This window comes from Mesorhizobium sp. WSM4814 (assembly GCF_055811595.1).
The window spans coordinates 168,190-189,206 of the sequence record NZ_JBVVQT010000006.1; the positions used below are offsets into that span (position 1 = coordinate 168,190).

Genomic DNA, 21,017 nt, shown 5'->3' on the forward strand with positions numbered 1-21,017 from the left:
AGCACGGGCTTGCGTTCACCGGTTTTTTCCTGTCAGTTTGTGCAGATTCTGAGCCTGTTCAGACCTTTCGCGGGTTGCCGCTTGCCGGAGACCCGCTCATTCATTCAAGCGAGCCTGTTTCGTCATGCGTGTTATCCTGGAACGGTCAAATCTCCTGAAGTCGCTCAACCACGTTCATCGAGTGGTCGAGCGGCGCAACACCATACCGATCCTGTCGAACGTGCTGCTGAGCGCCGAAGGCGCCACCCTAGAAATGAAGGCGACCGACCTCGACCTGGAGGTGACCGAAGCCACGCCCGCCAAGGTCGAGCGCGGCGGGGCGACGACGGTTCCGGCGCATCTGCTCTACGACATCGTGCGCAAGCTCGCCGACGGCGCCGAGGTCATGCTGAAGACCGACGAAGACGGCAACGCCATGACGGTGACCTCGGGCCGCTCGAGCTTCCGCCTCCAGTGCCTGCCGCAATCCGATTTTCCGGAGCTTTCGGCCGGATCGTTCTCGCATATCTTCCGGCTCGATTCGGTCGCGCTCAAGGGCCTGATCGAGAAGACCCAATTCGCCATCTCCACCGAAGAGACGCGCTACTACCTGAACGGCATCTACCTGCACACGCATGACGCCGACGGCAAGCTGAAGCTGCGCTCGGTAGCGACCGACGGCCATCGGCTGGCGCGCGCCGAGATCGACGCGCCCGCGGGATCGGAAGGCATGCCGGGCATCATCATTCCGCGCAAGACGGTCAGCGAATTGCAAAAGCTCGTCGATGACCCTGATATCGCGGTGACCACCGAATTGTCCGACACCAAGATCCGTTTCACCATCGGCAGCGTCGTTTTGACCTCGAAGCTGATCGACGGCACCTTCCCGGACTATCAGCGGGTGATCCCGACCGGCAACGACAAGAAGCTGATCATCGACCGCCAGAGTTTCGCCGCCGCCGTCGACCGCGTCTCGACCATTTCGTCCGAACGCGGCCGGGCGGTGAAGCTTTCCATTGGAGAAGGCCAGGTCACGCTTGCAGTCAACAATCCGGATTCGGGCAGCGCCACCGAAGAACTGGCCGCGGATTATTCGTCCGACGCGATCGAAATCGGCTTCAACGCCAAATATCTGCTCGACGTCGCCGCCCAGTTGACCGGCACCGAGGCAAAATTCATGCTGGCGGATGCCGGCTCGCCAACGCTGATCCACGACATGGCCGACGAAACCACGCTCTACGTGCTGATGCCGATGCGGGTCTGATGCATGTCGCGCAAAAGTGTGCCGCGGTTTTGCGATAACGACATGCATAAAACAACAACCTAAAGCGCGTCGCGTGAGGCCGGTCAAACGCGGCGCGCTTTAGGCCGGAACGAGGCCATCTTGCTGTCATGACCGGAGTTGCGAAGCAGCCTGAGCGCGATCAGCAGACTCATATAAGTAAGCTTTCGCTTACCAATTTCCGCAATTACACCACACTGTCGATCGATCTCGATCCCGGCCCGGTGGTTTTTTCCGGTGACAATGGTGCCGGCAAAACCAATCTGCTGGAGGCGATTTCCCTGTTGACGCCGGGGCGCGGCCTGCGCCGTGCGCCTTATGCCGACGTGGCGCGCGAAGGCGGCGACGGCGGCTTTGCCATTCATGCCCGGCTCGATGGGCCGGACGGCCCGGTCGAGATCGGCACCGGCATCGCAGGCGGCGACGCCGCCGAAGGCGGCCGGCGGGTGCGGATCAACGGCGCGGCGGCGCGCTCGGCGGAGGACATGCTGGAATGGCTGCGCGTCGTCTGGCTGACACCGGCGATGGATGCATCGTTCACCGGGCCGGCCGCAGATCGGCGGCGCTTTCTCGACCGGCAGGTGCTGGCGATCGATCCGGGCCACGGCCAGCGCACGCTCGACTACGAAAAAGCGATGCGCGGCCGCAATCGACTGCTCGCCGAAGGCTCGCGCGATGGCGCCTGGTTCGATGCGATCGAGACGCAAATGGCCGAAACCGGTGTGGCGATTGCCGCGGCGCGTGCCGAACTGGTGCGCCTGCTCGCCGCCATGATCGACAGGCTGCCAAGCTCCGGTCCGTTTCCGCAAGCCGACATCGGCCTGTCCGGCGCGCTGGAAAGCGAGGTCGGCACCTCCGCGGCTGTCGATGTCGAGGAGCGGTTCCGCCGCGCGCTTGCCGAAGCTCGCGATCGCGACCGCGCCGCCGGGCGCACGCTCGACGGCCCGCACCGGTCGGACCTGGTGGTGCGGCACCGGCCCAAGGCGATGCCGGCCGAACTCTGTTCGACTGGCGAGCAGAAGGCGCTGCTGGTCGGCATGGTCCTGTCGCACGCCCGGCTGACCGGCGAGATGTCTGGCATGACGCCGATCCTGCTGCTCGACGAAATCGCCGCCCATCTCGACGCGGGCCGACGCGCCGCGCTGTTCTCGATCCTCGAAGAGCTGAATTGCCAGGCTTTCATGACCGGGACCGATGCGGCGCTGTTTTCCAATCTCAACGGACGCGCGCAGTTTTTGACCGTCGATCATGGGGCGGTTAGGCCGACCATGGTGAATGGTGAATGGTGAATGGTGGTGAGTGTACGCTCACTCCACTGTCCACGTCCACTGTCCACTGTCCACTGTCCCCCACTACCGGCTACCAGCTACTCCCTACTCACTACTCACTACTCACTATTCACCATTCACTATTCACCCCCTATATGGTCCGGCGATGACCACCACCGCACTCACCAACGAAGAACTCGAACGCTACGCCCGCCACATCGTGCTGCCCGAGATCGGTGGCGCCGGCCAGCAGCGACTGAAGCGGGCTCGGGTCCTGGTCGTCGGCGCCGGCGGGCTGGGAGCGCCGGTGCTTGAATATCTTGCCGCAGCCGGCGTCGGCACACTCGGCATCGTCGACGACGACAGCGTCTCGCTGTCGAACCTGCAAAGGCAGGTGATCCACGGCACCGGCGCTGTCGGCATGGCGAAGACCGACAGTGCCAAGGCGGCGATCGCCCGCATCAACCCCAACGTCGCCGTGGAACTGCACAATCTCAGGCTGACGGCGGACAACGCCCCTGCCCTTGTCGCCCGTTATGACATCGTCGTCGACGGCTCCGACAATTTCGAAACCCGTTATGCGGTGGCCGACGCCTGCGCTGCGGAAAAGCGGCCGCTGGTCCATGCCGCCGTCGGCCGCTTCGACGGCTCGGTGACCGTGCTGAAACCGTTCGAGACCGGCACGGACGGCAGGCCGAATCCGAGTTATCGCGATCTGTTTCCGGAACCGCCGCCGCCGAGCCTGGTGCCATCCTGCGCCGTGGCCGGCGTGCTCGGCGTGCTGACCGGCGTCGTCGGCACGCTGCAGGCCATGGAGGCGATCAAGCTGATCGCCGGCATCGGCGAACCGCTGGTCGGCCGGCTGCTGCTTTACGATGCATTGGCCGCCCGCTTCGACACGATCCGCTACAAGAGCAGCTAGAACAAGAGCAGCTAGATTTTGGGCAGCCTGGTTTCCGTCGCGCAGCTTCCGGCCGATTTCGACCGTTGGGACGAGGTGCTGTCGCTGATCATGCGCGCCTTCGCTGCCATGGACGGCGTCATCGATCCGCCATCCTCGGCGCATCGGCTCACGGTCGAAAATCTCCGGGACAAGGCCCGGCAGGAGACGGGCTTTGCGGCGCTGAACGACGGCAGGATTGTCGGCTGCGTTTTTGTCCTTGAGCGGGCCAGAGATTTCTATGTCGGAAAGCTCGCGGTCGAACCGGATTTTCGGGGACAAGGCATCGCCAGGCGGCTGATGCAAGCTGTCGAGGATCTTGCCCGCAACCGCGGCAAGCCTGCGATCGAGCTTCAGACGCGGATCGAATTGACCGGGAATCACGCGGCCTTTGCCCGCCTTGGCTTTCGCGAAACGGAACGGACGGCGCACAGTGGCTATGACCGACCGACCTCGATCAGCATGCGCAAGGTGCTTTCGTAAGTATACGCTAACTTAAGATGGCAGCCGGTCACGTCCGCAGCGGCAGTACGCGATCCGGCGGCCGATGGCCATCGAAGAAGGCGCGGATGTTGATGATCACCTTCTCGCCCATGTCGATCCGGCCTTCGAGCGTCGCCGACCCCATATGCGGCAACAGCACGACCTTGCCCTTGGCGGCGAGCTTCAGCAATTTGCTGTTCAGCGCCGGCTCATGCTCGTAGACATCGAGCCCGGCGCCGGCGATCTTACCGTCCTGGATCAGCTTGACCAGAGAGTCCTCGTCGATGATGTCGCCGCGCGCCGTGTTGACGATGTAAGCGGACGGTTGCAGAAGCGCCAGCCGCCGCGCCGAAAGCAGATGGAAGGTCGCCGGCGTCGACGGACAATTGACCGAAATGATGTCCATGCGGGCAAGCATCTGGTCGAGGCTTTCCCAATAGGTCGCCTCCAGCTCATCCTCGACGGCGGCAAGGACGCGATGGCGGTTGTGATAGTGGATCGACAGGCCAAAGGCCTTGGCCCGCCGGGCGACGGCGGTGCCGATGCGGCCCATGCCGACAATGCCGAGGCGTTTGCCCCAGATACGCCGGCCGAGCATCCAGGTCGGCGACCAGCCGGCCCATTTCTTGTCGCCGGTCAGCACATTGGCGCCTTCCGCCAGCCGCCGCGGCACCGCCAGCATCAGCGCCATGGTCATGTCGGCGGTATCTTCGGTCAGCACGTTCGGCGTGTTGGTGACGGTAATGCCCTTCTTCGCTGCTGCTGACACGTCGATCTTGTCGACGCCGTTGCCGAAATTGGCGATCAGCTTGAGGTTGTCGCCGGCCTGCGCGATCAGCGCCGCGTCGATTTGATCGGTTATGGTCGGCACCAGCACGTCGGCTTCCTTGACCGCCGCGACCAATTCCGGCTGCGTCATCGGCCGGTCTTCGACATTCAGCCGGGCGTCGAAAAGCTCACGCATGCGGGTCTCGACCGGGTCGGGCAGCTTGCGCGTGATGACGACGAGGGGCCTTTTTCTGCCTACCATTGTTTCCTCGAACCCGACCTCGTTGAGACCTCTTTAACCAAGACAGGCGAAACTGCAGGCCGGTCGCGGTGCCAGTTCTCCATGTAACAAGAGGTTCCGCCGAAGACAAAGAAAAAGGGGCGCCAGGGCCGATGAGCCGGCGCCGAAAGGGAACGAAAGTGTCTGGTTTCGCGTCGCTCCGCCTGGCCCTCAGCGCAGCATTTCTCGGCGCTCTGCTTTATTCCCCGGATGTGGCGGCACAGAATGCGGCAGCACCGACCCAGAGCGTCACGCTCGGGCCGAGCGGCCTGCCGCTGCCGCGCTTCGTCAGCCTGAAGGCCGGCCGCGTCAACTCCCGCGTCGGACCAGGCGTCAACTATTCCGTCGACTGGATGTATATGAAGCCCGGCCTGCCGATGGAGATCATCCAGGAATTCGACACCTGGCGTCGGGTGCGCGATGCCGACGGCTCGGAAGGCTGGATCAACCAGTCGCTGCTTTCAGGTCGCCGCACGGCGATCGTAGCACCCTGGCAGCGCGGCAAAGATGCCCGAATCAACCTGCTCGACGACCCGCAAAAGGACGCCGGCATCGTCGCAATTGTCGAGCCGGGCGCCATGGGCACGATCAAGTCCTGTGACGGCGAGTGGTGCGAAATGACCTTCAATGGCCACACCGGCTGGCTCGCCCAGTCGCTGGTCTGGGGCGCCTATCCGGGCGAACGGGTCAAGGACTGACCTCTTCCTGTCGGTTCGGGATGACGGGCATGTCGCGCAAAAGTGCGCAGCGGTTCTGCGATAACGACATGCGTAAAAGCGCCGATCACTCGCAGCGTTTCGGGCGCAGCCTCACGACGATATCGACATTGGCGATCTCCATCCCCTCCGGTGGCTCCGGCAGGTTGGAAACCGTGACAGGACCGCTGGCGATGTCGAAAATCCTGTTTTCGCCCTCAATGTAGAAATGATGGTGATCGGAGGTGTTGGTGTCGAAGTAGGTCTTCGACCCCTCGACGGCCAGGATGCGCAGAAGGCCCGCCTGGGTGAATTGATGAAGGGCGTTGTAGACGGTGGCGAGCGATACCGGCACGCCGGCGGCGATCGCCTCCTCGTGCAGTTCCTCGGCCGACAGATGGCGGTCGCCTTTGGCAAAAAGCAGATCGGCCAGCGCAATGCGCTGACGCGTCGGCCTCAGGCCAGCTTCGCGAACCCGCTTGTCCACAGCGACATTTTCCTTCCGGCAGCCCAGATCCATCTATCCGTCCAAGCTCAAGTTTCGCCTCAAGAGCTGCCCAGAACGGCAAAAAACGAACATTGACCGAACCTAGACATAACCCGACATATATTCTGTCGGCCGAATACGATCAATAGCGCGCATTGACCCCGGCAGGCGGGCAGGTTAAGCGCAAACGCCGGTTTCCGGCCGGAAATAGATTGTGTTAGGAACCAACGACAGGGCGCGCTACCGCCCGGACGATTATTGGGGACGGAGACTGATGGCGGTTTCGAAATCCAGCTACGATTACGAGGAACTGCTTGCCTGCGCCCGCGGCGAGCTGTTCGGACCTGGAAACGCCCAGCTGCCCTATCCGCCGATGCTGATGTTCGACCGCATCACCGAAATCAGCGAGACCGGCGGCGCCTTCGACAAGGGCTTCATCCGCGCCGAGTTCGACATCAAGCCGGATCTGTGGTTTTTCGCCTGCCACTTCATCGGCAACCCGATCATGCCGGGATGCCTGGGCCTCGACGCCATGTGGCAATTGACGGGATTCTACCTCGGCTGGCTCGGCGAGCTGGGCAAGGGCATGGCGCTGTCGACCGGCGAAGTGAAATTCAAAGGCATGGTGACGCCGTCGGTCAAGAAGGTAGAATATGGCGTGGACTTCAAGCGCGTGATGCGCGGCCGGCTGGTGCTGGGTATCGCCGATGGCTGGCTGAAGGCGGATGGCGAACCCATATACGCAGCAACGGATCTCAAGGTGGGTCTGTCCAAGCAATCGGCCGCCGCCTGACCGGCGCCTGCGCAGCGCGGCGAGTCCGCGGGAGGCGCAAAGGAAGCTGTAGAACTTAATTTGCGCATCCTTGTCCGGCAGGTTTCGGTCCGGCAGGTTTCGGGTTCATGCGCTGGAAGGAGTTGCGAATGAGACGGGTCGTAGTGACAGGCCTCGGCATCGTGTCGTCGATCGGCAACAACGCCAACGAGGTGCAGGCCTCGCTGCATAATGCCAGATCCGGCATCAGCTTCTCCGATTCCTTCGCCGAACACGGCTTCCGCTGCCAGGTCTGGGGAGCGCCGACGCTCGACCCCTCGGCGCTGATCGATCGCCGCGCCATGCGCTTCCTGTCGCAAGGTGCGGCCTGGAACCATGTCGCCATGGACCAGGCGATCGTGGACGCTGGACTTGGCGAGAACGACATCACCAATGAGCGCACCGGCATCGTCATGGGATCGGGCGGACCATCGACCAGAACCATCGTCGAGGCCGCTGAAACCACGCTCAAGAACGGCAGCCCCAAGCGAATCGGCCCGTTCGCGGTGCCGAAGGCGATGTCGTCGACCGCTTCGGCGACGCTCGCCACCTGGTTCAAGATCCACGGCGTCAATTATTCGATCTCTTCGGCCTGCTCGACCTCGGCGCATTGCATCGGCAATGGCTACGAACTGATCCAGTGGGGCAAGCAGGACATGGTCTTCGCCGGCGGCCATGAGGACCTCGACTGGACGATGTCGGACCTGTTCGATGCGATGGGCGCCATGTCCTCCAAGTTCAACGATCGGGCATCGGCTGCCTCGCGCGCCTATGACGTCGATCGCGACGGCTTCGTCATTGCCGGCGGCGCCGGCGTGCTGGTGCTGGAAGAGCTCGAGCACGCCAAGGCGCGCGGCGCCAAGATCTACGCCGAGGTCGTCGGCTATGGCGCGACCTCCGACGGCTTCGACATGGTGGCGCCCTCGGGCGAAGGCGCGGTGCGCTGCATGCGGCAGGCGCTGGCGACCGTCTCTTCGCCGGTCGACTACATCAACACGCACGGCACCTCGACGCCGGTCGGCGACTCCAGGGAAATGGGCGCGATCCGCGAGGTGTTCGGCGAAAATATGCCGTTCATCACCTCGACGAAATCGCTGACCGGCCATTCGCTGGGTGCGGCCGGCGTGCAGGAATCGATCTACTCGATCCTGATGATGCAAGGCGGCTTCATCGGCGAGAGCGCCCACATCGAGCAGCTCGATCCGGAATTCGAGGGTATGCCGATCGTGAGAGAGCGCATCGACGATGCCAGGATCGACACCGTCCTGTCCAACTCGTTCGGTTTCGGCGGCACCAACGCAACGCTGATTTTCCAGCGCTATTCCGCATAAGGACAGCCGACCATGGACGGATTGATGAAGGGCAAGCGCGGGCTTGTCATGGGCGTCGCCAACGACCATTCGATCGCCTGGGGCATCGCCCGGAAACTGTCCGAACATGGGGCGGAACTCGCCTTCACCTATCAGGGCGAAGCCTTCGGGCGCCGGGTCAAGCCGCTCGCCGACAAGCTCGGCTCCTCGCTGGTCGTGCCTTGTGACGTCGAGGACAGCGCATCGGTTGCCGCTACCTTCGAGACCTTGGGCGAGGCCTGGGGCGGCCTGGACTTCGTCGTCCACGCCATCGGCTTTTCCGACAAGAACGAGCTGAAAGGCCTTTACGCCGACACCAGCCGCGACAATTTCGTCCGCACCATGGTCATCTCCTGCTATTCCTTCACCGAGGTCGCCCGTCATGCGGCCGCGCTGATGAAGGACGGCGGCTCGATGATCACACTGACCTATGCCGGTTCGGTCCGCGTCATGCCGAACTACAACGTCATGGGCGTCGCCAAGGCCGGGCTTGAAGCCAGCGTCCGCTATCTCGCCAACGACTACGGCCCGCGCGGCATCAGGGTGAACGGCATATCCGCGGGACCGGTGCGGACACTGGCCGGCGCCGGGATTTCCGACGCACGCCACATGTTTTCCTACCAGCAGCGCAATTCGCCGCTGCGCCGTACGGTGACAATAGACGAAGTCGGTGGTTCCGCGCTCTATCTGCTGTCCGACCTGTCGTCGGGCGTCACAGGCGAAATCCACTATGTCGATTCCGGCTACCACATCGTGTCGATGCCGGCGCTCGACGAGCTGAAGCGGACCGACAGCGGACGAGAGTAATTCGGCCGCAGAAGATGCCTTAAAGCGCGTCGCGTTTGAATGGATTCATGCGACGCGCTTTAAGTTCTTGTTTATGCATGTCGTTATCGCAAAACCGCTGCGCACTTTTGCCCGACATGCATTGGTCCCGTGAACTCCGCCTTCAGCGGCGCGCCGCGAAAACCTTGAACATGCCGTCGCGGGCGATCTCGGCATGGCTGGAGAAGGCGGCCGCCAGCACCGGCTCGTAGGGAAGCTGGCGGTTCGCCACCATGAACAGCCGACCGCCCGGCTTCAGCGCCTTTGCCGCGGCGCGGATCATGCCGGCGCCGATCTCGGGCTCGGCCGCCCGGCTGCGATGGAAGGGCGGGTTCATGGCGATGGCGTCATAGCGCCGCTCGACCGGCTCGCTCAAAAGATCGATCCAGAAGAAGTTGGGTTCCGCCGCTGTGCTGCCGATATTGAATTTCGCCGCCTCCAGCGCATCGAACTCGGCCTCGTAGAGATCGAGCGCCGATATGCCAGGTGAGCGGGCGGCGACCTCGGCCGCCACATAGCCCCAGCCGGCGCAGAAATCGGCAACGCTGCCACGCAGGTCGCCGGGCAGATTGTCGACCAGCAATCTCGAACCTGCATCGATCTTGTCGAAAGAAAACATGCCTGGTGCGGTGCGGAACCGATCCTCGACCAGAAGGGCTGGATTGGCGGCGCGAAGTGCCGCTGCGACCGCGGCATCGGCAGGTTGATGAAACCAGAAGGCGATGCCGTGATGTTTCGGCAAATGGCCGTCGAGCGGCACAAGCTCGTCGATGCGCTTGCGCAGGCTGGCAATGCCATCGTCCTTGGCGCCGGCAACGACAATCGATCCGCCCGGCCGCACACGCTCAATCGCCTCGGCGATGCGCAATTCGTTTTGCCCGCGATGGCGGCCGGCAAGCACCAATGCCGCATCGAAACCTTCGCCCTCCGGGCGCGGCGTGACGGTGAAACCGGCCGCCTGCAGCGCGCGAAAGTGCGGCCGGAAGCCTTGCACCAGATGCAGTGCTGCATCAAAACCTTCGGGCAGGCGGAAGCCCGGCTCAGCGCCCAGAAAGAGGACACGCTTGCCCTTGCGCGGCAAGGAAACAGCCTCGGCCTCGAACGGATGGAACAGTGTCTTCAGCGGCTCGGCGGACATTTTTCGATCTCGAAGTGCAGCTGGCTTGTGCAGAAAATGAAAACGGGCGCGACCTGTCGGCGCGCCCATTTCGATTGTTGGGTCAGATCGCTCAGGCGGCGTCTTCTTCGCCGTCGGCCTTCTTGTCGCGGGCGATTTCCTTGCCGGTGGCCTGGTCGACGACCTTCATCGACAGGCGGACCTTGCCGCGCTCATCGAAGCCCATCAGCTTGACCCAGACCTTGTCGCCTTCCTTGACGACGTCGGAGGTCTTGGCGACGCGATCATTGGCGAGCTGCGAGATGTGGACGAGGCCGTCACGCGGACCGAAGAAGTTGACGAAAGCGCCGAAGTCGGCGGTCTTGACGACCGTGCCCTCGTAGATTTCGCCGACTTCCGGCTCGGCGACGATGGTGTGGATCCACTTCTTCGCCGCCTCGATCTCCTTGGCGTTGGACGAAGCGATCTTGACCGTGCCGTCGTCCTCGATGTTGATCTTGGCGCCGGTCTTTTCGACGATCTCGCGGATGACCTTGCCGCCCGAGCCGATCACGTCGCGGATCTTGTCGGTCGGGATGTGCATGACCTCGATGCGCGGCGCGAATTCGCCGAGTTCGGAGCGCGCGCCGGACAGCGCATGGCCCATTTCGCCGAGGATATGCTGGCGGCCGTCCTTGGCCTGATCCAGTGCGATCTTCATGATCTCCTCGGTGATGCCCTCGATCTTGATGTCCATCTGCAGCGAGGTGATGCCGTTGGCGGTGCCGGCAACCTTGAAGTCCATGTCGCCGAGATGGTCCTCGTCGCCGAGGATGTCGGAGAGCACCGCGAAGCGCTCGCCTTCCTTGATCAGACCCATGGCGATGCCGGCGACCGGCTTGGCCAGCGGCACACCGGCATCCATCAGCGCCAGCGAGGTGCCGCAGACGGTAGCCATCGACGACGAGCCGTTGGACTCGGTGATCTCCGAAACGACGCGCAGCGTGTAGGGGAACTGGTCTGATGTCGGCAGCATCGGACGGATCGCGCGCCAGGCGAGCTTGCCGTGGCCGATCTCGCGGCGGCCGGGCGAACCCATGCGACCGGTTTCACCGACCGAATAGGGAGGGAAGTTGTAGTGAAGGAGGAACTTCTCCTTGTACATGCCGGTCAGCGAATCGACATACTGCTCGTCCTCGCCGGTGCCGAGCGTGGCGACGACCAGCGCCTGGGTCTCGCCGCGGGTGAACAGCGCCGAGCCGTGGGTGCGCGGCAGGACGCCGACTTCGGAGACGATCTTGCGAACCGTCTTCAGATCGCGGCCGTCGATGCGCGAACCGGTGTCGAGGATGTTCCAGCGCACGACCTTGGCCTGGAGCTCCTTGAACACGGTACCGATCTGCTCGGACGTATACTTGGCTTCTTCGCCTTCGGCGGGTGCGAACGCAGCCTTGACCTTCGCCTTGACGGCGTCGACGGCGGCATAGCGCTTCTGCTTGTCGGTGATCTTGTAGGCATCGCGAAGCTCGCCTTCGACGATCTTCAGCATCTCGGCTTCAAGCGCCGAATAATCCGGCGCGGTGAAGTCACGCGGATCCTTGGCGGCGACTTCTGCCAGCTTGATGATGGCGTCGATCACCGGCTGGAAGCCGCGATGGCCGAACATGACGGCGCCGAGCATCAGATCCTCGCCGAGTTCCTTGGCTTCGGACTCGACCATCAGCACGGCGTCGGAGGTGCCGGCGACGATCAGGTCAAGCTTGGATTCCTGCATCTCGTCGACATGCGGATTGAGCACATATTCGCCGTTGATGTAGCCGACGCGGGCGCCGCCGATCGGACCCATGAAAGGGACGCCGGACAGCGTCAAAGCCGCCGAGGTGGCGACGATCGACAGGATGTCCGGGTCGTTTTCGAGATCATGCTGGACGACGGTGACAACGATCTGCGTGTCGTTCTTGTAACCGTCAGCGAAGAGTGGGCGGATCGGACGGTCGATGAGACGGGAAACCAGCGTTTCCTTTTCGCTCGGACGGCCTTCGCGCTTGAAATAGCCGCCCGGGATCTTGCCGGCGGCATAGGTCTTTTCCTGGTAGTTGACGGTCAGCGGGAAGAAATCGAGGCCCGGTTTTGGTTCCTTCATCGAAACGACGGTGGCGAGAACCTTGGTTTCGCCGTAGGTGGCGAGCACCGCGCCGTCAGCCTGGCGCGCAATCTTGCCGGTTTCGAGGATGAGCGGACGGCCGCCCCATTCGATTTCCACTTTGTGGTGATTGAACATGTCTTGTCCTTCATATGCGGAAAGGGCCGCGCCATTTCACCGTGCGCGAGTGCCCCTTTCCCTTGGCTTCGTTTCTCGGGCAGCCACGGGCAAGACAACGGGAAGCTCGGGTAAATCCGGCGCGGGTGCCGCGCGAGCGTCCTGCAATCCTGCCCCATGACCGTCCATGGGCGGTTTCGAATGGCCCTGTGCTATATCGAAACCGGGTCTGGCCAATCGATCCGACTGGCCTTGCGCATGACCCGAAAACCGCGGCTCTCGGAAATGCCTTGCGCAAATTCAAAGTTCAGAGCGTCCCATGTGCGCGTCCAAATCGAAGCGCGGCGCTCTACTTCCTTCATTGGAGCAACGGACTGCTCCAATGCGCGACCGGCGGGCTCTCGAAAGAACCCGCCGGTCAATTCGTCAACGGCGCAGACCGAGCTTCTCGATCAGCGTCTGATAGCGCGCGTCATCCTTGCGCTTGAGATAATCAAGCAGGCTGCGGCGCTGGGAGACGAGAGCGAGCAGACCACGGCGGGAATGGTTATCCTTCTTGTGGTCCTTGAAATGGTCGGTCAGGTTCTTGATGCGCTCGGAAAGGATGGCCACCTGGACTTCCGGAGACCCGGTATCGCCCTTGGCGGTTGCGAATTCACCCATCAATTCCTTCTTGCGCTCGGCAGTAATCGACATCGTGTTTTTCCTTATCTGTTTGAGGAAACGGGACGCCCTCGGCCGGGATGTCGTCCAGCAGGGGCCGGTACAAGCAACGTGGCATTGCACGATGCTGCGGCGCATATAGGGCAATTCAGGCAAAAACACCAGCCCAATTCACAAGCCGGCTTTTTGCTGCACAAACGAAGATTTCGCCTCGGCTAAAGCCACTTCTTCCATCTGAAGAAGGCGACAAGCCCGAGCGCGACAACGGCCATGAACACCAGCGCTGCCGGATAGCCGTATTGGGCCTTCAGCTCCGGCATGTTCCATGGCGAGGCTTCGGGATCGAAGTTCATGCCCCACACGCCAGCGAGAAAGGTGAGCGGGATGAAGATCACCGAGACGATCGTCAGATAGCTGATGACGTCGCTGGTGCGTGCCTGACTCAGCGACAGATGCATCTCGATCAGACCGGTCAGCATGTCGCGCTGGGTTTCGACCAGTTCGATGAGCCGAAGCGAGTGATCGAGCGTGTCGTTCAGGAAGATCTTGGTCTCGGGCTTGACGTAGGGCACGTCGTTGCGGATCAGCGTCGCCAGCGCGTCGCGCATCGGCCAAAGTACCCCCTTCAGCACGTTGGCGTCGCGCCGCAACTCGTGAAGCCGCCGCATCTGGTGCCTATCCGCCGCGCGCAGCATCTGGTCCTCGATGCTGTCGACCAAGTCGCCGGCGGTCTCGATCGGCGGGAAATAACTGTCGACAATGGCGTCGATCAGCGCATAGGCGAGATAGTCGGCGCCGCGTGAGCGCAGCCGGTTGGGCATCGAGCTTTCGATGCGCTTGCGCACGGGATCGAACGGATCGCCTTCGCGCTCCTGGAAGGTGACGACGAAGTTCCTGCCGAAGAAGACCGCGATCTGCTCGTAGCGATGCGCGGTGACGTCGTCGATCATTCTGACGACGACGAAGGCATGGTCCTCGAAGAAGTCCACCTTCGGCCGCTGGCCGGTGTTGACGACGTCTTCCAGCGCCAGCGGATGCAGGCTGAAAATCCGGCCGATCTCCTCGATCAGCGGGATGTTGGCGAGACCGGTGCAATCGAGCCAGATGACCGGCCATGCGTTGCAATGAGCATTCAGGTCGTTGATGCTGGCATCTTCGATTGTCTCGAATTTGTCGGGCGACATCAGTGTCAGTCGCAGTTCGCTGCGCCGCGCCGCAGGGTCGGCGATCAGTGTGCCTGGTGATGCGCCGATCGGCGGCCGCCGTTCTGTCACCGGCGCCCGCTTCCTGATCGTCTCGGCCTTTGCCATGTGCCCCTCGAATGTACCTCTGATCGAGATTAGACGAGGGGGCTCAGCCGGCAAAGACCCGCTTCGGCTTGAACATGCCTTGCTCGATGGCGCCTATGGCGACCAGCTTGCCGCGCGCCGTGGCGCAGGCTTCCTCGGCTTCCACCGGCGCGTCGCGGCCACGGATGATGACCGGGTTGCCGAGGCGGATTTTTGTTGCCGCGTCGTCGCTGATCGCGATCTGCGGCAGGCAGTCGAGCGCGGCTGACGTGTCGACCAGAAACGCGTCGATGGCGTCGAAGTCGACCGGCACCGTGTCCGCCGAATCCGAACCCTCATCTGGCTGTTCGCCGAAGCGGGCGGCTTCCAGCTCGGCGATGGTGACGAAGTCTTCCTGCGTGAACGGCTCGACCTCGATCCGGCGCAGTTCGGCGATGTGACCGAAACAGCCGAGATCGCGGCCCATGTCGCGGGCCAGCGAGCGGACATAGGTGCCCTTGCCGCATTCGACCTCGAAAATGGTGCTGTCCGCACTGTGCTCGATCAGGTCGAGGCGGCCGATCTCGACTTCCCGCGCCGGAATGTCGACCGTCGCGCCGTCGCGGGCAAGATCATAGGCGCGCTCGCCTGCGATCTTGATGGCCGAAAATTGCGGCGGCGTCTGCATGATGACGCCGGTGTATTTCGGCATCAGCAAAAGCACATCGGCTTCAGCCGGACGCTGGTCGGAGCTTTTCGTCACCGGCCCTTCGAGGTCATCGGTCGAACGCTCCTCACCCCAGGCAACCGTGAAGCGGTAGACCTTGGCGCCATCCTGGACATATGGGACGGTCTTGGTCGCTTCGCCGAGCGCGATCGGCAGCATGCCGGAAGCGAGCGGGTCGAGCGTGCCGGCATGGCCGGCCTTTTCCGCCTGGAACAGCCATTTGATCTTGGAGACGGCTTCGGTCGAACCCATGCCGACGGGTTTGTCCAGCACCAGCCAGCCGGAGATCGGCCGACCCTTCTTCTTGCCGCGACGCGCCACTATTTTTCGTCCTTGTCGTTGTCTTTGTTCTGGTCGCCGATCTGGGCGTCTGGGCCGAGATCGCGCGCCACTTCGGGCGAGTGCAACAATTCGTTGATCTTCTGGAAATTGTCGTAGCTGGTGTCGAGCCGGAAGCGGAATTCCGGCATGTACTTCATCTGCCGGAGCGCGCCGGAAACGCGGCCGCGCACGAATTTCGCATGCTTGTTGAGCGCCTCAACCACCGCATCGGCATCACTGGCGCCAAGCGGCGAGACGAAAGCGGTGGCGATCTTCAGATCGGGCGACATGCGCACCTCCGAGACCGAAACCACCGAATTCTCGATCAGCGGATCGAGGATCTCGCCACGTTGCAAGGTTTCCGACAGCGCATGCCGCACCTGCTCGCCGACGCGAAGCATGCGCTGGGATGGACCTGACGTGGTTGAACGGGGCATTTTTCTCTATCCTGAAATCGTGAGGCACGGGATGGGACCGTGCCGCATGTCTCATATGCTTTAAAGCCTGATCCATCCCGATAGAAATCGGGATGGATCAGGCTCTATTTTTTGTTGACCATGATCTTCTCCGAAAACCGGATACCACTTTTCGGGATCATGGTTTAGGCGGCAGCCTTTCGACCACCGCCCGGTCTGTAAATGCTCGAACTCAAGTTGCTCGAATTCAGAGCGTCCTGGTCACCATCTCGACGCGGAAGCACTCGATGACGTCGCCGACGCGCATGTCTTCGTAGTTCTGGAAGGCCATGCCGCATTCCTGGCCACCCGGAACCTCCGCAACTTCGTCCTTGAAGCGCTTCAGCGTCTTCAGCGTGCCTTCGTGGATGACGACGTTGTCGCGGATCAGGCGAACGCCCGCACCGCGCTCGACCTTGCCTTCGGTGACACGGCAGCCGGCGATCTTGCCGACCTTGGTGATGTCGAAGATCTCGAGGATCTCGGCATTGCCGATGAAGGTCTCGCGACGCTCCGGCGACAGCAGGCCGGACAGCGCCGCCTTCACGTCATCCACGAGGTTGTAGATGATCGAGTAATAGCGGATCTCGATGCCTGCAGCCGCAGCCGCCGCACGCGCCTGCACATTGGCGCGAACGTTGAAGCCGATGATTGCGGCGCCCGAGGTTTCCGCCAGCGAGACATCGCTTTCGGTGATGCCGCCGGCGCCCGCATGAACGATGCGCGCACGCACCTCGTCGGTGCCGAGCTTGTCCAGCGCCGCGCTGATCGCCTCGATCGAGCCCTGCACGTCGCCCTTGATGACCAGCGGGAATTCCTTCAGCCCGCTCGTCTGCAGTTGCGACATCATCTGTTCGAGCGAACCACGCTGGCCGGCATGCTTGGCCACCGCCTTCTCACGCGCCAGACGCTGGCGATATTCGGTGATCTCGCGGGCGCGGGCCTCGTTGTTGACGACGGCGAAGCGGTCGCCGGCCTGCGGGGTTCCCTGCAGTCCGAGCACTTCCACCGGCATCGCCGGCGGCGCTTCCTTGATCTGCCCGCCGCGGTCGTTGACCAGCGCGCGCACCCGGCCCCATTCGTTACCGGCAACAAGGATGTCGCCAGGCATCAGCGTGCCGGTCTGGACCAGCACCGTGGCGACGGGGCCGCGGCCCTTGTCGAGCTGGGCTTCGATGACGACGCCCTCGGCGGTGCGGTCCGGATTGGCCTTCAGGTCGAGGATTTCGGCCTGCAGCAGGATCGCTTCGAGTAGCTTGTCGAGATTGGTACCCTTGGTCGCCGACACTTCGACGTCCAGCACCTCGCCGCCCATCGATTCGACGAAGACTTCGTGGCGTAGCAGTTCCGAGCGCACCTTCTGCGGGTCGGCGTCATGCTTGTCGATCTTGTTGATCGCCACAATGATCGGAACGCCGGCCGCCTTGGCATGGCTGATCGATTCGATCGTCTGCGGCATCACGCTGTCGTCGGCCGCCACTACCAGGATAGCGATGTCGGTCGCCTGAGCGCCACGGGCGCGCATCGCCGTGAAGGCGGCGTGGCCAGGCGTGTCGATGAAGGTGATCTTGTTACCGTTCTTCTCGACCTGATAGGCGCCGATATGCTGGGTGATGCCGCCGGCCTCGCCGGACACAACATTGGCATTGCGGATGGCATCGAGCAGCGACGTCTTGCCGTGATCGACATGGCCCATGATGGTCACCACCGGCGGACGCGGCTCGAGATCCTCGGGACGATCGGCGATGTTGAAGAGGCCTTCCTCGATGTCGGACTCGGCGACGCGGCGAACCGTGTGGCCGAATTCGGTAGCGACCAGTTCGGCCGTGTCGGCGTCGATGACGTCGCCCGGCTTCAGGATCTGGCCCTGTTTCATGAAGAACTTGACCACATCGACGGCGCGCTCGGACATGCGCTGCGCCAGTTCCTGGATGGTGATGGTTTCGGGAAGTATCACTTCGCGCATGACTTTCTCGCGCGGTTCGTTATGCAGCGCGCGCTTGAATTTCTCCTGGCGCCGACGCATCGACGACAGCGAACGCGCACGCGCATCCTCATCGGAAAGTGCGGCATTCAGCGTCAGCTTGCCGCGGCGGCGATCTTCCTCGCCCTTGGTCGGCTTGGCCGGACGCGCCACTTCCGGCGTGACCGGACGGCGCACCGGGGCACCGGCGCCGGTCCGCTTCGGCTTGATGTCCTCGTCGTCGACTGTCGCCAGTTCGGCGGTGAGCGGCGCGCGGCGGCGCGCCTCTTCCTCGGCACGCCGGCGGGACTCGGCCTCGGCCTGCAGCCGGGCTTCTTCCTCGGCTTGGCGGCGCGCGGATTCCTCGCGCTCGCGACGGCGGCGCTCTTCATCCTCGGCGCGGCGCTTGGCCTCGTCGATGGCGCGCTGGCGATCCTCGACGTCGCGCACCTTCGAACCCTCCAGAGCCCGGCGGCGCGCCTCCATCTCATCGCGCGACAATTGGTTCAGCACCATGCCGCCGCGTTCGACCGGCGGCGGAGGCGGCGGCGCCTTGGGCGCTTCCTGCACAACCGGCGCTGCCGCGACCGGTGGCTTCGGCGTGAAGACGGACACAGGGGCAGCAGCCGGCTCCGGCTTGTCACCGGGCAGCGAGAACTTGCGCTTCTTGGTCTCGACCACGACCGCCTTGGTGCGGCCATGCGAGAAGCTCTGGCGCACGGTGCCCTGTTCCGTACCGGGGCGCTTCAGCGTCAAAGTCTTCTTCGGCGTAACACTCAACGTCTTGTCGTCGCCCGATTTCGTATCGCTCATTCCATATCCTCTGCGGCATCATCTTCGTCAGCAACGGCCGCAAGCATTGCCAGATCGTCCGGGGAACCGCCCCGATACCGGTCGAGCGCAACCATGCGCTTCTGGACCGCCCTGCCCGCGTCTCCCGCGAGAACGGCAGCATGTATCACATTTGTACCCCCCAATGCCAAGCTCAACTCGGCCTCGGAGAAAAGTTTGTATGCAAGGATGGCGGGGCCACCGAGGTGGACGGTTGCCCGTCGCGCCTGGCTGATCTTGCGGACGCCGTCATCTGACGCCTCGGTCGCATGCAACACGAAAAGCGCCAGCCCGCCACGCACCGCGCTCTCAACCTTGGTGGCGCCGAGCGCGATCGCGCCTGCCTTGCGGGCAAGACCGAGCATGCCCAGAGCGTATCTGGAAAGCAGCCCGTCGACCATGTCGCCGAGGTCGGTCGGCACGGTCACCTGCGCCTTGAAGGCGCGAGCGAACAGGTTTTTCGCTGCCGCCTTGTCGATATGTAGGCGGTCGGCAGTCACCCAGCAACCGCGTCCGGGCAGGTTTTTCTTGATATCCGGAACGACGGCCGAATCCGGGCCGACGACGAAACGGATCAGTTCATCCGGTTCGGCCTGTTTGCGCGTGACGATGCAAGTGCGATCGTTCATCTCGTCCAAGGGCGGCTTGTGTGCGATGCGGTTTCACCTCACGCACCAACGGCTTCGTCAGCCGGCACGTCTTCGGCTGCAAGCTCGTCTTCGGTGATCCAGCCGGCCTTGAGGCGGGCAGCCAGAACCATCTGTTCAGCATCGGCCCGCGACACACCGTGATTGGCGAGCACGCCCGGGAATACCTTCGTCTCGCCGTCCTTGCGTTCCTTCCAGCCGGTCAGATCATCGGCCGCATAGCCGGCGAAATCCTCGATCGTCTTCACGCCGTCCTCGCCGAGCGTCACCATCATGGCGGTGGTCACGCCTGGAATCTCACGCAACTCGTCCTTGACGCCGAGCGCCTTGCGCTTCTCGTCATGCTCGGCTTCGATCTTCTCCAGATATTCGCGGGCGCGAGCCTGGATTTCCGAGGCGGTGTCCTCGTCGAAGCCGTCGATCGACGCGATCTCGTCGGCATCGACATAGGCGACTTCCTCGACGCTGGTGAAGCCTTCGGAGGCGAGCACCTGGCCGACCATCTCGTCGACGTTGAGCGCATCCATGAACAGAGCCGAGCGTTCGACGAACTCCTTCTGGCGGCGCTCGCTCTCTTCCTGCTCGGTCAGGATGTCGATATCCCAGCCGGTGAGCTGCGAGGCGAGCCGGACGTTCTGGCCGCGGCGGCCGATGGCCAGCGACAGCTGGTCGTCCGGCACCACGACCTCGATGCGTTCGGCGTCCTCGTCGAGCACGACCTTGGCGACTTCCGCCGGCTGCAGCGCGTTGACGATGAAGGAAGCGGCCGAAGGCGACCACGGAATGATGTCGATCTTCTCGCCCTGCAATTCGCCGACCACCGCCTGAACGCGGCTGCCGCGCATGCCGACACAGGCGCCGACCGGATCGATGGAACTGTCACGCGAGATGACGGCGATCTTGGCGCGCGAACCCGGATCGCGGGCGACCGACTTGATCTCGATAATGCCGTCGTAGATTTCCGGCACTTCCATGGTGAACAGCTTCGCCATGAACTGCGGATGGGTGCGCGACAGGAATATCTGCGGACCGCGCTGCTCGCGGCGCACGTCATAGACATAGGCGCGGACGCGATCGCCATATTTGTAATTTTCGCGCGGGATCAGCTCGTCGCGACGGATGATCGCCTCACCGCGGCCGAGATCGACGATGACGTTGCCGTATTCGACGCGCTTGACAGTACCGTTGACGATCTCGCCGATACGGTCCTTGTACTCGTCGTACTGGCGGTCACGCTCGGCCTCACGCACCTTCTGCACGATGACCTGCTTGGCCGACTGGGCGGCGATGCGGCCGAAATCCATCGGCGGCAGCTGTTCGGCAATGAAGTCGCCGAGTTGGGCGTCGGGATTGCGCTCACGCGCCGAGGATATGGCGATCTGCGTCGCATAGTCGTCGACCTTCTCGACCACTTCCATCAGCCGCTGCAGCTTCATCTCGCCGGTATTCGGATTGATGTCGGCACGGATGTTGGTTTCCTGGCCATAGCGCGAGCGCGCCGCCTTCTGGATCGCATCGGCCATGGCGGCGATGACGATCGACTTGTCGATCGACTTCTCACGCGCGACCGCATCGGCGATCTGCAGCAGTTCAAGCCTGTTTGCGCTTACAACCATCTT

At 63.1% G+C, this 21,017-nt stretch carries 19 protein-coding genes; 8 read left to right on the plus strand and 11 right to left on the minus strand.

All coding sequences use genetic code 11. The features are described from left to right. Nucleotides 1–124: 124 nt before the first annotated feature. The 4 genes from dnaN to AC0L2V_RS12770 all read left to right on the plus strand — a co-directional run bounded on the left by dnaN (nt 125) and on the right by AC0L2V_RS12770 (nt 3,952). Nucleotides 125–1,243, plus strand: coding sequence for a DNA polymerase III subunit beta (gene dnaN / locus AC0L2V_RS12755; protein ID WP_023802134.1), 1,119 nt, complete (start codon nt 125–127; stop codon nt 1,241–1,243). 128 nt (nt 1,244–1,371) lie between these two features. After that, a complete protein-coding gene (gene recF, locus AC0L2V_RS12760; RefSeq protein WP_473520236.1) occupies nt 1,372–2,550 on the plus strand; it encodes a DNA replication/repair protein RecF in 1,179 nt (392 codons plus the stop codon). Nucleotides 2,551–2,695: 145 nt separating this feature from the next. Further along, nucleotides 2,696–3,451: a molybdopterin-synthase adenylyltransferase MoeB gene (locus AC0L2V_RS12765; protein ID WP_473520237.1), complete on the plus strand. Its 756-nt coding sequence runs from the start codon at nt 2,696–2,698 to the stop codon at nt 3,449–3,451. An 18-nt stretch (nt 3,452–3,469) separates the two neighbouring features. Then, the gene (locus AC0L2V_RS12770) at nt 3,470–3,952 is read left to right on the plus strand and encodes a GNAT family N-acetyltransferase (RefSeq protein ID WP_473520238.1); all 483 of its coding nucleotides are present in this window, start codon (nt 3,470–3,472) and stop codon (nt 3,950–3,952) included. Nucleotides 3,953–3,980: 28 nt separating this feature from the next. Here the strand turns inward: AC0L2V_RS12770 and AC0L2V_RS12775 are convergent, their stop codons facing one another. After that, nucleotides 3,981–4,982 (minus strand): 2-hydroxyacid dehydrogenase, encoded by a 1,002-nt coding sequence (locus AC0L2V_RS12775; protein WP_023802130.1) that lies wholly within the window; start codon nt 4,980–4,982, stop codon nt 3,981–3,983. A 158-nt stretch (nt 4,983–5,140) separates the two neighbouring features. On the opposite strand from AC0L2V_RS12775, the gene AC0L2V_RS12780 reads away from it, so the two are divergent. Further along, nucleotides 5,141–5,698, plus strand: coding sequence for an SH3 domain-containing protein (locus tag AC0L2V_RS12780; protein ID WP_023802129.1), 558 nt, complete (start codon nt 5,141–5,143; stop codon nt 5,696–5,698). Between the two features lie 85 nt (nt 5,699–5,783). Here AC0L2V_RS12780 and irrA read toward each other — a convergent pair whose 3' ends face one another. Further along, on the minus strand, nt 5,784–6,215 hold the full coding sequence (irrA, locus tag AC0L2V_RS12785; RefSeq protein ID WP_023802128.1) for an iron response transcriptional regulator IrrA: 432 nt from the start codon (nt 6,213–6,215) through the stop codon (nt 5,784–5,786). Between the two features lie 241 nt (nt 6,216–6,456). Here irrA and fabA point away from each other — a divergent pair, with 241 nt between their 5' ends. The 3 genes from fabA (at nt 6,457) to fabI (ending at nt 9,149) form a co-directional block, all read left to right on the plus strand. Further along, a complete protein-coding gene (gene fabA, locus AC0L2V_RS12790) occupies nt 6,457–6,975 on the plus strand; it encodes a 3-hydroxyacyl-[acyl-carrier-protein] dehydratase FabA (protein WP_473520239.1) in 519 nt (172 codons plus the stop codon). A 128-nt stretch (nt 6,976–7,103) separates the two neighbouring features. After that, entirely contained in the window at nt 7,104–8,324 is a 1,221-nt protein-coding gene (gene fabB / locus AC0L2V_RS12795) for a beta-ketoacyl-ACP synthase I (RefSeq protein ID WP_473520240.1), read from the plus strand. 12 nt (nt 8,325–8,336) lie between these two features. After that, complete coding sequence (fabI, locus tag AC0L2V_RS12800) at nt 8,337–9,149, plus strand: enoyl-ACP reductase FabI (protein ID WP_023802125.1); 813 nt, start codon at nt 8,337–8,339, stop codon at nt 9,147–9,149. 142 nt (nt 9,150–9,291) lie between these two features. Here the strand turns inward: fabI and AC0L2V_RS12805 are convergent, their stop codons facing one another. From AC0L2V_RS12805 to nusA, 9 genes are all read right to left on the minus strand, one after another. Beyond that, nucleotides 9,292–10,305 (minus strand): class I SAM-dependent methyltransferase, encoded by a 1,014-nt coding sequence (locus AC0L2V_RS12805; protein ID WP_473520241.1) that lies wholly within the window; start codon nt 10,303–10,305, stop codon nt 9,292–9,294. A 91-nt stretch (nt 10,306–10,396) separates the two neighbouring features. Beyond that, on the minus strand, nt 10,397–12,544 hold the full coding sequence (gene pnp, locus AC0L2V_RS12810; protein ID WP_023802123.1) for a polyribonucleotide nucleotidyltransferase: 2,148 nt from the start codon (nt 12,542–12,544) through the stop codon (nt 10,397–10,399). Nucleotides 12,545–12,949: 405 nt separating this feature from the next. Next, the gene (rpsO, locus tag AC0L2V_RS12815) at nt 12,950–13,324 is read right to left on the minus strand and encodes a 30S ribosomal protein S15 (protein ID WP_274609416.1); all 375 of its coding nucleotides are present in this window, start codon (nt 13,322–13,324) and stop codon (nt 12,950–12,952) included. A 77-nt stretch (nt 13,325–13,401) separates the two neighbouring features. Then, nucleotides 13,402–14,496: a magnesium/cobalt transporter CorA gene (gene corA / locus AC0L2V_RS12820; protein WP_473510217.1), complete on the minus strand. Its 1,095-nt coding sequence runs from the start codon at nt 14,494–14,496 to the stop codon at nt 13,402–13,404. Nucleotides 14,497–14,539: 43 nt separating this feature from the next. Further along, a complete protein-coding gene (gene truB, locus AC0L2V_RS12825; protein WP_287217761.1) occupies nt 14,540–15,502 on the minus strand; it encodes a tRNA pseudouridine(55) synthase TruB in 963 nt (320 codons plus the stop codon). After that, nucleotides 15,502–15,939 (minus strand): 30S ribosome-binding factor RbfA, encoded by a 438-nt coding sequence (rbfA, locus tag AC0L2V_RS12830; protein WP_128169859.1) that lies wholly within the window; start codon nt 15,937–15,939, stop codon nt 15,502–15,504. The genes truB and rbfA overlap by 1 nt, the downstream gene beginning before the upstream one ends. 226 nt (nt 15,940–16,165) lie before the next feature. Beyond that, a complete protein-coding gene (infB, locus tag AC0L2V_RS12835) occupies nt 16,166–18,733 on the minus strand; it encodes a translation initiation factor IF-2 (RefSeq protein WP_023802118.1) in 2,568 nt (855 codons plus the stop codon). Beyond that, the gene (locus tag AC0L2V_RS12840) at nt 18,730–19,380 is read right to left on the minus strand and encodes an RNA-binding protein (protein WP_091599993.1); all 651 of its coding nucleotides are present in this window, start codon (nt 19,378–19,380) and stop codon (nt 18,730–18,732) included. The genes infB and AC0L2V_RS12840 overlap by 4 nt, the downstream gene beginning before the upstream one ends. Before the next feature lie 38 nt (nt 19,381–19,418). Next, nucleotides 19,419–21,014, minus strand: coding sequence for a transcription termination factor NusA (gene nusA / locus AC0L2V_RS12845; RefSeq protein WP_023802116.1), 1,596 nt, complete (start codon nt 21,012–21,014; stop codon nt 19,419–19,421). Between the last annotated feature and the right edge of the window lie 3 nt (nt 21,015–21,017).